Below are 13577 nucleotides of genomic sequence, written 5' to 3'. Positions count from 1 at the left end.
CGGACCAAGTTCAGGCTTCCGGGGACCGCGACCCGGTCGCGTGCCATCGAGGGTGCCGACGAGCGCCGTCGGCCCTCCTTCCCCGTCGATCACCGATTCCGTCGATCCCGTCGATCCCGTCGATCACCGATTCCGTCGATCCCGTCGATCCCGTCGATCCCGTCGATCACCGATTCCGTCGATCCCGTCGATCCCGTCGATCCCGTCGATCCCGTCGAGCCCGTCGATCCCGTCGATCCCGTCGATCCCGTCGATCCCGTCGAGAGGACTTCCCGCATGACCGAGGTGTGGCGCAACTGGTGCGGCAGCGAGCGGGCCCGCCCTGTTCGAATCCTGCGGCCGACGCGTACGGAGGAGGTGGCCGCCGCCGTCGCGGAGGCGGTACGGGACGGGCTGAGGGTCAAGGCGGTCGGCTCCGGGCACTCGTTCAGCGGCGCCGCCGTGGCGCCCGGCGTCCAGGTGCGGCTGGACCACTTGGCCGGTCCGAGCTCCGTGGACAGGGAGAGCGGGCTGGTCACGGTGGGGGCCGGGATGCCGTTGTGGCGGCTCGGTCCGCTGCTCGCCTCCCACGGACTGGCCATGGAGATCATGGGGGACATCGACCGGCAGACCGTCTCCGGTGCCATCTCGACCGGGACGCACGGTTCGGGGCTGCGCTTCGGCGGCATCGCCACCCAGGTCAGGGCGCTGCGACTGGTCCTGGCCGACGGCTCGGTCGTCCGCTGCTCCGCCGACGAGCGGCCCGAGCTGTTCCGGGCCGCGCGGGTCGGCATCGGGGCGCTCGGCGTGGTCACCGAGGTCACGCTCCAGTGCGTCGACCAGTTCGCCCTGCACGCCCGGGACACCGCGATGCCGGTCGCCGAGGTCCTGGACCGCGTCGACGAACTCACGGAGGACAACGACCACTTCGAGTTCTTCTGGTTCCCGCACAGCGAGACCGCGCTGACCCGGCGCTTTCGCCGGCTGCCGGCGGACACGCCGCTGAAGCCGATCGGCGCCCTGAGCCGCCGTGTCGACGAGACGGTCAGCGGCCTCGGCTTCGAGGGCCTGTGCCGGCTCGGCACGGCGGTCCCGGCCCTGGTGCCGCCGATCGCCCGGTTCGCGGCGCGGGCGATGTCCGCGCGCGAGTGGACGGACCTGTCCCCCAGGGTCTTCGCCTCGCCGCGCGACGTCCGCTTCCACGAGGGCGAGTTCGCCGTCCCCCGCGAGCACGCCGTCGACGCGCTCCGGGAGATCAAGCGGTGGATCGACGCCACCGGGGAGCGGGTGTCCTTTCCGCTGGAGGTGCGGTTCTCGGCCGCCGACGACATCTGGCTGTCCACCGCGCAGGGGCGGGAGAGCTGCTACATCGCCTTCCACCAGTACCACCGGATGCCGTACCGCCGTTACTTCGAGGCGTGCGAGGACATCCTCGGCTCCTACGGCGGCCGCCCGCACTGGGGCAAGATGCACACGCTCGACGCCGATGCCCTCCGCCCCCGCTACGAACGCTTCGACGACTTCGTCGCCCTGCGCGACACCCTCGACCCGACCGGGGTCTTCGCCAACCCCTACCTCGACCGCGTCCTGGGGCTCGCCCCGGATGCCGTACCCGTCCACGACGGCGTCGGTCACCCTGTCTGACCCCCGCCGACGACGTCCTGCTCCTGCTCCTGCCGGTCAGCCGGCTCCCCGTTCCCCGTGGAGATCGAGTACCCGACCTAGATCGCCGGCGCGGCCATGCACGACGTACCTGGACTGGAGGCGGCCCTCCTACTCCGTCTCGGCCACCGGGAGCCCCTCACTCGCGGTCTTCGCCGGCTTCACTGCTCGCCGTGGTGCCGAGCGGCCGGCCTGGCACCGGGCCGGCTCCGTCCGCGGTCGCCGCCGTCCGGATCACGGTGCCGGAGCGAGCCCGGCCACCAGACCGCGGGGCCGATGTCCCGGACGAGGGCCGGAACCAGGAGCGACCGGACGACGAGGGTGTCGAGCAGGACGCCGAAGGCCACGATGAAGGCGATCTGGACCAGGAACGCCAGCGGGATGACGCCCAGCGCGGCGAACGTGGCGGCGAGGACGACGCCGGCCGAGGTGATGACCCCGCCCGTGGCGACCAGGCCGCGGCGCACGCCCTCCCGCGTGCCGTGCAGCACCGCCTCCTCGCGCACCCGCGACATGAGGAAGATGTTGTAGTCGACGCCGAGGGCGACCAGGAAGACGAATCCGTACAAGGGGACGGCCGGGTCGGTCCCGGTGAACCCGAGGACGTGCTCGAACACGAGGGCGGAGACCCCCAGCGTGGCCAGGAAGTTGAGCCCGACCGTCGCCACCAGCAGTACGGGCAGCAGCAAGGAGCGCAGCAGGCCGACGAGGATCACCAGGATGATCGCCAGCACGACCGGGACGATGAGCGCCCTGTCCCGTTCGGCGGTGGCCTGGGTGTCGTACCGCTGGGCGGTGTAGCCGCCGACGAGGGCGTCGCCCCCCGGTACGGCGTGCAGGGCGGTACGAAGGCGCCCGACGGTGTCCTTGGCGGCATCGGAGTCCGCGGCGTCCGCGAGGGTGACGTCGATCCGGACGCGCCCGTCCGCGACCAGCGGCCGTGCGGTGCCGGGGACGGTGAAGGGGGTCGCGGAGTCGACCCCGTCGACGCCCTCCGCGGCCGTACGCACCTGCTCCGCGGCCTCCGCGTCGGCGACGACGACGGCGGGGTTGCCCGCGCCACCGGGGAAGTGCTCGCTCAGGCGCGCCTGGGCGGCCACGGACGGGGCGTCCTTGACGAAGATCTCGTCGAGCGGGACGCCCTGCGAGTCGAGCGCGGGAGCGAAGGAGGCGCAGACGAGCAGGGCGGCGAGGGTGCCGGCCCAGACCTTGCGCGGCACGCGGTCGACGAGGGCCGCGACCTTGCGCCAGACGGGGTGCGCGTCGTCTCCGGCGGTGGCCTTGGGACGGGCCGGCCAGTAGGCGGCCCGCCCGAGGAGGACCAGGGCGGCGGGGAGGAACGTCACCGCGCTGAGGACGGCGCAGGCGATGCCGATGGCGCCGACGGGGCCGAGCGCCCGGTTGTTGGTGAGATCGCTGAGCAGCAGGGCGAGCAGACCGAGCGCGACCGTGGCGGCGCTGGCCACGATGGGGCCGAGGGACTGCCTCAGGGCGGCGCGCATGGCCGGAACCCTGTCCCCGTCACGGGCGCCGAGCTCTTCCCGGTAGCGGGCGGCCAGCAGGAGGGCGTAGTCCGTCGCGGCGCCGATGACGAGGATGGACAGGATGCCCTGTACCTGGCCGTCGACCCGCACGATGGCCTGGTCGGCCAGGACGTAGACGACGGCACAGGCCAGACCGAGGGCGAAGACGGCGCCGACGATGATCAGCAGCGGCAGCAGGACGCTCCGGTAGACCAGGAGCAGGATCACCAGGACGGCCACCAGAGCGACGACGAGGAGGAGACCGTCGATGCCGGCGAAGGCGTCACGGAGGTCTTCCTGGGTGGCGGCGGGGCCGGCCACCCATGTCTCGGTCCCCGGCACGGCGGACACCGCGGCCTCGACCTTGTCCAGGGTCACGGGCAGCTCGTCGCCGAGGTCGGGGCGGAGCTGGACGATGCCTCGCAGGGCCTCGCCGTCCTCGGACGGGAACGCCGGGGAGGGCGCACCGACCACTCCTCGCGTGCCTTCGAGTGAGGCCAGGGCCTGCGTGGCGGCCGCCCGGGCCGACGGGGCGAGGCGCCCCCCGCCCTCCGCCGTCCAGACGACCAGGGCCGGCAGGGTCTCCTCCTGGCGGAACGTCTCCTGCTGCCGCAGGACCAGGGTGGACTCCGCGGTGCGGGGTAGGAAGGCGGCCTGGTCGTCGGTCGCCACCTCGCCGAGCTTGCCGGCGTAGGGGCCGAGCCCTCCCCCGACGGCGAGCCAGACGACGATCACCAGCAGCGGCAGCAGTCTGCTCGCCCACCGCGGGAATGCGGACATGGAAACTCTCCGAAGGTCTCTCGACAATTGATTATCTCAATGATCGAGATAGATTGAAGCATGGACCGGTTCGCACATCGTCAGGGGGAACGCACGGACACCGCGCCCCGAGTCGACCACCATGGCTTCCGCACGCCGGTCCGACTCGGATGCGGCTCCGGGAAACCCGCGCCGCCGCACCCGGGCGGCGGCGCAGACGTGGCGCCGACCGGGTGGACCGCGCCGGGCAGCGTCAGCGGCGGGGAACGCGCAGTTCGCCGAGTTCCTCGTTCAGGGCGTCCAGATACCGCAGAACGACCGCGATCTCGTCCTTCGTGAACCGGTCGCGCGCACGGTCCGCCGCCTGCGCGAGCGGCATGAAATGGGCCCGCGCCGCCGCTCGGGCGCCCGGGACGTAGTGGATGCGCACCACGCGCCGGTCGTCGTCGGCCCTGCTGCGACGGATGTGGCCGGCCTTCTCGAGGCGGTCGAGGCAGGCGGTCACCGCACCGGAGGTCAGGCCGAGATGCTCCCTCAACAGTCCCGGGGTGGCCGTATCGGGGTTGTCGAGCACGAACGAGAGCGCATGGACGTCGGTGGGGTGCAAGTTCTCGTTGGAGGCGAAGCCGTGCACCAGACGGTTCATCTCACCGAGGGTCCGGCGCAGAGCGACCGCGAACTTCTGCGGATCGGCCTTGCTCCCGTCGTCCGTCACGATCGCCCCCACATGCCCGTCATCCACACGGACAGCCTATGCGGACGTCGTGGTGAACACGGAACCAGCCGCTCTCCCACAGCGTGTACGCGCCGACGGGGCCGGGCGCCTCATGCCCGCTCCGGCGCGTCGTCGGCCGAGCCGGTGGTGGAACGGTCGAGCGACGCCGCCTCGATGCGACCGCCGGGTCCGAGCAGACCGGTCTGGTCGAACGCGGACTCGCCCATGAGACGCGGCAGTTCCCGACGTGACAGCAGATCGACGGCGAGGGGGAAGAACGGGCGTGCGGCCTGGGCGAGCCTGAGCCACGGCGGCGCGTAGACGGAAGGAGAGCGGCGGTCGACCCCGCGGGCGAGCCAGGCCGAGACCCGGTCCACCGGGTACACCCGGCGGGCAGGCGCGGGCATGTGTCCGCGCAGCTCCCGGAGGACCGTGTGGCGGTCGACATCGCGGATCATGTCGGTGTCGGTCCAGTGCAGATAGGCCACGCCCACGGCGACGCCCGTGTGGGCCACTTCGGCGCGGAGGGAGCGCGCGAAGGCCTCGACCCCGGCTTTGGAGGCGCAGTAGGCGCTCATCATGGGGGCCGCGCCGAAGGCCGCTGTCGAGGCGACCTGGAGGAAGTAACCGCGCGTGGCGCGCAGCCCGGGAAGGAAGGAGCGCGCGGTGATCGCGCTCCCGACGAGGTTGACCTCGATGACACGGCGCCAGGTCTCCGGGGCGGAGCTCTCGAACGGGCCGCCTTCGGCCACACCGGCATTGGCGATGACCACCGACGGGGCTCCGAGGCGCCGGGCCACGTCGTCCGAGGCCCGGCACATGGCGGCGTCGTCGGTGACGTCGACCTCGACGACGTGGCTCTCCGTGCGGAGGGTCGTGGCGACCGCCTCCAGTGTGGCGGCCTCCCGGCCGAGCAGGGCCACGTTCATCCCCCGCTCGGCGAGCCGGTGGGCCAGACCCGCGCCCAGTCCGCGGGCGGCCCCCGTGATGACCGCGGTACGCCCTCGCAGATCCCGTGAATGGTTCATGGCGGCCTCCGTGGGAGGGCGGGCGCGGCGCGCCCGGCCCTTCGAGGGTGGTGATCAGCCGGTGCAGGTGCTCCGGGAAGGAGCGGGCGACGGGGTGCGTCCGGTCTGCGGTGTTCGTCGCCCTCCAGGTGTTTCCCTTCGTGGCGGTGTCCGGATGCGCGGAGCCGCGTTCGTCCGGCACCGGCGATCGCCCTTCGTTCACGGCGTGTCCCGCCGCTTGCCCTCCGTCTCGGCGGTCCGGGCGATGTTCCTGGCCATGCCGCCGAAGACCACGGCGTGGAAGGGGGCCACGCTCCACCAGTACGTCTGGCCCGCGAGGCCCCTGGGGTGGAAGAGCGCCCTCTGCCGGTACGACGTCCGGCCCCGCTCGTCCCGGTCGACGGCCATCTCCAGCCACGCGAGACCCGGCAGGCGCATCTCCGCCCGGAGGCGCAGCAGGCGTCCGCGGTCGATCTCCTCGACGCGCCAGAAGTCCAGCGCGTCACCGACCCGGAGACGCGCCGCGTCCCGGCGTCCCCGGCGCAGTCCCACTCCCCCGACGAGCCGGTCCGCCCACCCCCGGACGGCCCAGGCGAGCGGGAAGGAGTACCAGCCGTTCTCCCCGCCCACCCCCTCGATGACCCGCCACAGCGACTCCGGGCTCGAGTCGACGGTGCGCGTCCGTTCGTCCGTGTAGAGGCTGCCGCCCGCCCAGTCCGGGTCGGTCGGCAGCGGGTCGCTCGGTGCCCCGGGCGGCGAGGCGGAGGACCAGCGGGTGGTGACCCGGGCCTCGCGCACGCGGCGGAGGGCCAGCCGGAGGGACTCCTCGAAGGGGACGGGTGCCCCGGGCCCGTCCGGGACGTACCGCGTGATGTCGTCCTCGGTGCGGACCACCTCGTGCCGGAGCGATTCGGTGAGGGGCCGGGCCAGGGAGGCGGGGACGGGCGTGACGAGACCGATCCATTGGCTGGACAGCCGGGGCGTGAGGACCGGTACGGGGACGATCAGGCGCTTGCGGAGCCCGGCGACCTCCGCGTACCGCTCCATCATCTGCCGGTACGTGAGCACGTCGGGGCCGCCGATGTCGAAGGTCCGGTTGACGTCCGGGGGCATGTCGGCGCTTCCCACCAGGTACCGCAGCACGTCGCGGACCGCGATGGGCTGGACCCGGCTGTCGACCCAGCTGGGCGTGACCATGACCGGCAGCCGTTCGGTCAGGTACCGGAGCATCTCGAAGGAGGCCGATCCGGATCCGATGACGACGGCGGCCCGCAGGACGGTGGTGGGGACGCCCGAGTCGAGGAGGATGCGGCCCACTTCGGTACGGGAGCGCAGGTGGGGTGAGAGCTCGCCCTCCGGCACTCCGCGCGGGGCCAGGCCGCCCAGGTAGACGATGCGCCGCACCCCGGCGGAGCGGGCCTCGGCGGCGAAGGTGCGGGCTGCGAGCCGGTCGGTGTCCTCGAAGTCCGCCGTCGAGCTCATGGAGTGGACGAGGTAGTAGGCGACGTCGACGCCGGCGAGGGCCTCGCGGAGGCTCGCGGCGTCGGTGACGTCCCCGCGCGCGGTCTCCACGCGGTCGATCCAGGGGAAGTCGCGGAGCTTGTCCGGGTGCCGGGCGAGACAGCGCACGCGACAGCCGCTGTCGAGCAGCTCCGGCACGAGGCGGCCCCCGATGTAGCCGCTCGCGCCGGTGACCAGGCAGCGGGCGCCCTCGGACGGGGTGGGAGTGTCCATGCGCTGATCCGTTTCACCGATGGCCGTGGCGTACACGCCCTGCACCGCTTCTTCGTCGCCTTGGGGCATACGGATGCGGGGCCCGCCCTGTCCCTCGGCCCACCGGCGAGGTGCGCGTGCCTCCGAGGCCGCCTGGGCAAGGCGTTCCTGGAACACGGTGTGCCGACGGACCTCGTCTTCGCATCGTTTGCGCGTCGTATGGTGGAGGGCATGTCCGATGCGGCCCACGGGATCACGACGGGCGCCGTGGCACGGCGTCTGGGCGTCTCCCCCACCACGGTTCGGTCCTGGGACCAGCGGTACGGCATCGGCCCTGCCGTGCGCGCGGACGGACGGCACCGGCGGTGGAGCCCCGCGGACGTCGCGATGCTCGAGGAGATGTGCCGTCTCACGGCGTCGGGCGTCCCGCCCGCCGAGGCGGCGCGGGCGGCCCGGCGGGTACGCCCCGCTCCCGAGACGGCCGCTCCCGACGCGGCCGCCGGCCCCCCTCCGACCGGCCCCGGGGCGAGGACGGGCCCGGGCGCGTCCTCGGAGGACGTGCCCCCAGGAAGGACCGGCCGCGCCGGGCCCGGCAGCGGCCTGCCGCTGGGCGACGTACGGCGGGAGTGCCGCGGGCTCGCCCGTGCCGCCGTGCGCCTCGACGGTCCGGCCATGGAACGGCTGCTCCAGGAGGTGCTGGCGGAGCACGGGCTGGTCACCGCCTGGGAAGAGGTCATGGCCCCCACGCTGCACGCCGTGGGCCGGAAGTGGGAGTCGTCCGGCGACCGCTACGTCGAGGTGGAGCACCTGCTCTCCTGGCACGTCTCCACCGCGCTGCGGCGGGCCGCCGCCACCGGACCGGCGATCGCCCCCTCGGCCGCTCCGGCCGCTCCGGTCGTGCTGGCCTGCGTCCCGGCGGAGCAGCACACACTGCCTCTGGAGGCGCTCGCCGCGGGACTCGCCGAAAGGGGGGTGCCGACGAGGATGTTCGGCGCGGCCGTACCCGCGGAGGCGCTGGACGCGGCGGTGCGACGGTCCGGGCCGGTTGCCGTCGCCCTCTGGTCCCAGGCGAGGTCCACGGCGAACCACTCCCTGGCCCGGCACGTCGCGGCCACGGCCTTCGGGGTGCGGGGAGCACGCACCGCGCCCCTCGTCCTTCTCGCGGGCCCCGGCTGGCTCGGCCGGACGCCCGCTCCCGGGATGGTGCGTCCCACCGGACTGCGCGAGGCGATCGGTGTGGTCTCGCGGCTGTACGGAGAGCCGACCGGGAGCGGCGAGGGCTGACCCCGCTTCCTCATGTGGGAGGAGGGCCCGTCGACCGCCCTCGGGTCCCGGCGTCGCCGGCCCGTTCCCCGTCCGCCGGCCCGTCCCCCGTCCGCCGGCCCGTCCCCCGTCCGTCGGCCGGGCGGGGAGGCCCGTGTCCCGCTGCCGGTCGTCCGGAGCCCCGGGCGGGCGGTCAGCCGTCGGCCGCGGCGGGCGCGAGGCTGTGGCGCATGCGCTGGAGGCCACGCCGCGCGTGGCTCTTGACCGTGCCCAGGGGCATGCCGGTGCGGTCGGCGATCTGCGTCTGGGTCAGATCGGCGAAGTAGGCGAGTTCCAGGACGTCGCGCTGGACGCGGGGCAGCCTGGCCAGTTCTTCGGTGACGACCATCCGGTCGAGGACCCGCTCGGGCTGCCCGTCCGTCCGGGCCTCGTGCTCCAGGGCGGCGCCGAGGGTCGCCGCGAGCTCGGTGCGGCGGGTGCGGGCGGTCAGCGCGTCGGCGATCTTCCGGCGGGTGATGCCGGTGAGCCAGGCCGGCAGGGTGCCGCGCTCGGGGCGGAAGTTGGCCCGCCCGCGCCACGCGGCGACGAACACCTGCTGGGTGACGTCCTCCGCCTCGCGGGGGTCCCCCAGCGCCCGCGCCGCCAGAGTGTGGACCAGCCGGCCCCAGCGCCGGTACGCCGCGGCCAGGCAGTGCTCGTCGCCGCGGACCAGGCCGCGGGCGATCCGGTCGTCGCCGTCTTCGAGCGGTGCGTGACCGGAGTACGGCTCCGAGGGGTCGACGAGGTCGCCGGTGATCCGGTGTGCGGTCATGACGCTTCCTCCTGCGGGCGGTGGCGCGGGCGTCCACCGGGGCGTGCCGCGGCGAGAGCGGCGGCGTCGGGGCCTCGTCGGCCCCGCCTCACCTCACGTTCCGGCCGTCACACCTCTCCGCACAACTCGCATCGTTTCCGCATCGAAATCGATGCAGCAGGCCTGGTGCGAGGAAAGAGATCCGGATCAGGCCGTGCTCCGGGCCTGCCGGAAGCGCGTCAGGGCCTCGGAGAGCTCGACCACCGGGTCCGGGTAGTCGAAGGACGCCCGGTCGAGCCCGGTGAGCCGCCAGGGTTCGTGGACGGCCGGTCCGTCGAGGGCGGCGAGCTCCGGAACCCAGCGGCGGACGTAGCTGCCGTCGGGGTCGTACCGTCTGGCCTGCCGCACCGGGTTGAGGACGCGCTGCGGCCTGGTGTCCGTGCCTGTCCCCGCCACCCACTGCCAGTTGAGCTGGTTGTTCGCGACGTCACCGTCCACCAGCAGGGCGAGGAAGTGACGCGCCCCTTCCCTCCAGTCGATGTAGAGCGTCTTCACCAGGAAGGAGGCGGTGATCAACCGGCCGCGGTTGTGCATCCATCCCTCGTGGGCGAGCTGCCGCATGGCGGCGTCGACGACGGGATAGCCGGTTCGGCCCTCCCGCCAGGCAGCGAGGTCTTCTTCGGCGTCCGCGCCCCGCCTCCAACGGTCCTGACGCGGACGGTAGTCCGTGCCTGCCGCCTCGGGCCGTGCGGCCAGGACCTGGTGGTGGAAGTCGCGCCAGCACACCTGCCGCACGAAGGCGTCGGCCCCCGCGCCGCCCTGCCTCCGCGCCCTGTGCACCGCCTCGGTGGCGGAGACGGCGCCGAAGTGGAGATGGGGCGAGAGGCGGGAGGTGACGTCACCCGCGAGGTCGTCGTGGCGCTCCTCGTACGTGTCGACCCGGTCCGCCAGCCACGAACCGAGCAGCTTGCGCCCCTCGCTCTCTCCTCCCACGGCGAGGGCCGGCGACACACCGGTGACCGCGGAACGCCGCGGGATGCGCTCGGACCGCACTCCCGAGGGGACGCGCAGCGCTCCGGGGGCGGGCAGCGGTGTCCGGAGCGGCTCGGCGGTCCAGCGCTTGTGGTAGGGCGTGAACACGGCGAAGTGATCCCTTCCGTGGGGAAGGACGTCACCGGGTGGAACGACGGTGACGACGCCGTCGTGCACGTACAGCCGACAGCCGTCGTCCTCCAGTGCCTCGCGCAGTCGTGCCTCCCGTGCCCTGGCGAACGCCGTCACGCCGGCGGCCATGTGCACCTCGTCGGCGTCCGTCTGCCGCACCAGGGCCCGTACCTCGGACACCGTGTCGCCCTCCCGCACCACGAGGCGACCGCCGCGGTCCCGCAGTCCCCGGTCCAGATCCGTGAGGCAGTCGGCGAGGAAGGCCAGGCGGTTGGGGGCCGCGAACCCCGCGCGGTCCACGGCCGGGTCACGGACGAACAGCGGAACCACTTCCTGTGCCCCTTCGACCGCGGCCCTGAGGGGCGGATGGTCGTGGACCCGGAGGTCAGAGGTGTACAGAACGACGGAGACGGTCATCGCGCCCTCCCTGTTCGGCCGCCGATCGCGAGCGCGCCGCGCCGGCGTACTGGTTTTCGCACTCCTGTATCCGCGGTTCCCCCGGGCCTCGGGCGACGGATGCAGGCGGGCGCGGTCCCCCGGCCGGGCCGGAGTACGCCGGGGCCTCGTTCTTCGGGCGAAGAGCGAACGGGCCCGCTCTCGCGTGCGAGAGCGGGCCCGTCGCCGCGTCCCGTGCGCGGGCACGGGACGCGTGGGTCATGCTCAGCGGTGCCTGTTGCCGGGCGTGGCCGCAGATCAGTGGGCGCCGAGGTAGTCGAACTCGTCGCCCACTTCCCAGCCCTCGTCCGAGCACGAAGCGGTGAAGATCGTTCCGTACACGGACGGAACACCGGACGCCGCACAGTGCGAGGCGAAGCCGGCGCCGCCCTCGGCGAACCTCCCGATTCCGACTCCGTCGTGGGCGAGCGCGGCACCGGCACCGCCGAACAGGATTCCCACGGCCAGGACAGACGCGGCCAGAGAACGCATAGCTACTCCTCATGAGTTCCGAGTGACGTGGCAGAAAGTGCCCGTCAGTCGGTCAAACGCCTCCGGGGATCAACGGGACACCACGTCTCACTCCAATGCCGGACAGCGGATCGCGGGGTCGCGGACGTGCAGAAACGATGCTTTCCAGCGGCCCGTTGAGATCGTCCTCACCCCCTGCGGGCCGGCGTCCGTCACCCGTGTGCCATGGCTCCGTCGACTCGAAGGGGGCGTGCCGGTGTCCGGGGTGTGATCAGTTCGCGTTCACGAGGTCGTGCGCGGGGACGGTCACGGTCCGCCGGCCGGGCGTGCCGCCGAGGACGATCTTCCGCAGGGCGCTGTTGTTGCCGAGGTCGGTTTCCTTCAGCCGCTTGGCCGGGTTGGCCAGTACCTGGATGTAGTAGGTGCCGTTGGGCACGTCCGTGATGTCGAACGACTGTCCCGGCAGGTCCTGGGTGTAGGTGTCGCCGGAGCCGACGTCCAGGACCTCACGGACCGAGATGGAGTTCTCCTGACCGCAGGCGGTGGCCAGGTCGGTGTTGAACGGGTGCCAGTTGGCGTTCTTCACCGTGTAGTCGACGGCGTCGGTGTTGGCGAGGCAGAAGGCCTCCTTGCCGCTGCGCACCGCTTCCTTCTTGTCGGCCTTCAGCAGCCGGTAGCTGGCGAAGTCCGTGAAGTGCCAGTGCACGTGGCCGGGGCGGGGGTCCCACTCCATGGTGCCGGTCGGGGTGTAGCCGACCTGCTTGCCGTGGGCGTCGTAGAAGTACTGGTAGGCGTCCATCTTGGCCTTGCCGGGCGAGCGGAAGCCGTCCACCACGAGCTGGGCCGGACCGGCGTTCCACACGTTGGCGCTGAAGGCCAGGTAGTCCTTGCCGGGGATGTTCCGGTCGCCGTCGCTGATGGTGATGCCGTAGGCCGGCAGCGACCGCAGGTCGGGCTTGGGGACATCGGGGACGGAGGGGTTCCCGGTGGGCCGCTTGGACCGCGGCGTGAGGGCGGGCGCCTGTCGCGAGCCGTCGGTCCGACCCGCCGTGTCACCGGCCTGCATGGCGCCGGCCTGCATGTCGGCGCGTGCCGCCTGCTGCTTCTTGAGTGCCCACGGCAGGGCCGGCGGTGCGGCCTTCAGCGGCCCGTGGCCCACGTTGTACGAGGGGCCCGCGCCGCTGGTCTCCGGGGCGCCGGCCTGGACGGGGGTCGGAGCGTGCCCAGGGCCGTGCCCGGCGTGACCGGCCGGAGTGTGGTGGGCGGCGCCGTGCCCGGCGTGCTCCCCGGCGGTGGCCGCTCGGGCGGCCGCGGCGCCGTTCTCCTCCCAACTGCGCTCCTCGACGGTGACCTTCACCCTGGCGGGCCTGTCGGCGATCTTGAAGAGGTCCCGGTACTTCTTGGCGACCCGGACCTCGGCCGTGTACGTGCCGGCGGCGAGCTTCACCGGCTGGGTGTAGGAACCGTTGTAGGTGTTGGCGGCCCATCCCTTCTCGACGCCCCACACGGAACCGAGGGTGAAGGGGTTGGTGGGACAGCTCTCCGGATACTTCGAGGTGGAGGGCGCGTCGGGGCGGACCCGTCCGCTGGCGTTGTTCGGGCAGAAGCTCTCCGCCCGGCTGACGACCTTCTTGCCGTCCTTGTCGGTGACGGTGATCTCCGCGAAGCCGGGCAGCCCGGAGAAGTCCTTCACGGTGCCCTGGGGCAGCGTCTTCGCCTTGGCCCTGCCGCCCTCGTACACGGTCTGGGTGAGGGTCACCGGGTCCTTGTAGGACTTCCGGGTCGCCTTGAGCTCGAACGGGGTTCCCTCCGCAGTGAGGTACGTGCCCAGGTCCAGGTAGACGCCCGGCTCCTCCTTCCAGGAGGTGAGCGTGATCGAGCCGGTCGCCGCGACGAGACTCAGCCTGGGGCCCGTCACGGCGTTCGCCTGCTCCGGGGTGGCGGCCATGAAGCCGGCCGTCACGGCCATGGCGGCGACAGCCGTGGTGCCGGCCAGCAGCGGACGCCGCAGCCGGGTGGTACGCGTGGTGGTCATCGTTCCCTCGTCCTCCGGGTGCTGTGGAAGGAGGCGGACAGCGGGCCACCCGTCCGACGGG

The 13577-nt window shown here is 73.0% G+C and carries 10 protein-coding genes; 2 read left to right on the top strand and 8 right to left on the bottom strand.

All coding sequences use genetic code 11. The features are described from left to right. Positions 1-276 precede the first annotated feature (276 nt). Positions 277-1623 (top strand): D-arabinono-1,4-lactone oxidase, encoded by a 1347-nt coding sequence (locus BLW86_RS38120; RefSeq protein WP_093879095.1) that lies wholly within the window; start codon positions 277-279, stop codon positions 1621-1623. Between the two features lie 179 nt (positions 1624-1802). On the opposite strand, the gene BLW86_RS38115 is transcribed toward BLW86_RS38120, so the two are convergent. The 4 genes from BLW86_RS38115 to BLW86_RS38100 form a co-directional block, all read right to left on the bottom strand. After that, positions 1803-3944 (bottom strand): MMPL family transporter, encoded by a 2142-nt coding sequence (locus tag BLW86_RS38115; protein WP_093878246.1) that lies wholly within the window; start codon positions 3942-3944, stop codon positions 1803-1805. Positions 3945-4176: 232 nt separating this feature from the next. Beyond that, complete coding sequence (locus tag BLW86_RS38110; protein ID WP_256341589.1) at positions 4177-4665, bottom strand: MarR family winged helix-turn-helix transcriptional regulator; 489 nt, start codon at positions 4663-4665, stop codon at positions 4177-4179. Between the two features lie 83 nt (positions 4666-4748). After that, positions 4749-5666 (bottom strand): SDR family oxidoreductase, encoded by a 918-nt coding sequence (locus BLW86_RS38105; protein ID WP_093878245.1) that lies wholly within the window; start codon positions 5664-5666, stop codon positions 4749-4751. 198 nt (positions 5667-5864) lie between these two features. Beyond that, positions 5865-7379 (bottom strand): SDR family oxidoreductase, encoded by a 1515-nt coding sequence (locus BLW86_RS38100; protein WP_093879093.1) that lies wholly within the window; start codon positions 7377-7379, stop codon positions 5865-5867. A 210-nt stretch (positions 7380-7589) separates the two neighbouring features. On the opposite strand from BLW86_RS38100, the gene BLW86_RS38095 reads away from it, so the two are divergent. Further along, positions 7590-8642, top strand: coding sequence for a MerR family transcriptional regulator (locus BLW86_RS38095; protein WP_093879092.1), 1053 nt, complete (start codon positions 7590-7592; stop codon positions 8640-8642). A 172-nt stretch (positions 8643-8814) separates the two neighbouring features. Here BLW86_RS38095 and BLW86_RS38090 read toward each other — a convergent pair whose 3' ends face one another. The 4 genes from BLW86_RS38090 to BLW86_RS38075 all read right to left on the bottom strand — a co-directional run bounded on the left by BLW86_RS38090 (position 8815) and on the right by BLW86_RS38075 (position 13516). Further along, positions 8815-9432: a sigma-70 family RNA polymerase sigma factor gene (locus tag BLW86_RS38090; RefSeq protein WP_093878244.1), complete on the bottom strand. Its 618-nt coding sequence runs from the start codon at positions 9430-9432 to the stop codon at positions 8815-8817. Between the two features lie 186 nt (positions 9433-9618). Continuing rightward, complete coding sequence (locus BLW86_RS38085) at positions 9619-10992, bottom strand: cryptochrome/photolyase family protein (protein ID WP_093878243.1); 1374 nt, start codon at positions 10990-10992, stop codon at positions 9619-9621. Between the two features lie 276 nt (positions 10993-11268). Beyond that, positions 11269-11502, bottom strand: coding sequence for a hypothetical protein (locus tag BLW86_RS38080; protein ID WP_093878242.1), 234 nt, complete (start codon positions 11500-11502; stop codon positions 11269-11271). 250 nt (positions 11503-11752) lie between these two features. After that, the gene (locus tag BLW86_RS38075; RefSeq protein WP_093878241.1) at positions 11753-13516 is read right to left on the bottom strand and encodes a lysyl oxidase family protein; all 1764 of its coding nucleotides are present in this window, start codon (positions 13514-13516) and stop codon (positions 11753-11755) included. Positions 13517-13577 lie beyond the last annotated feature (61 nt).

Source organism: Streptomyces sp. TLI_105 (assembly GCF_900105415.1).
Taxonomy (GTDB): Bacteria; Actinomycetota; Actinomycetes; order Streptomycetales; family Streptomycetaceae; genus Streptomyces.
The sequence above is the reverse complement of the archived record's forward strand: the minus strand, read 5'-3'. Positions and strand labels throughout refer to the sequence as shown.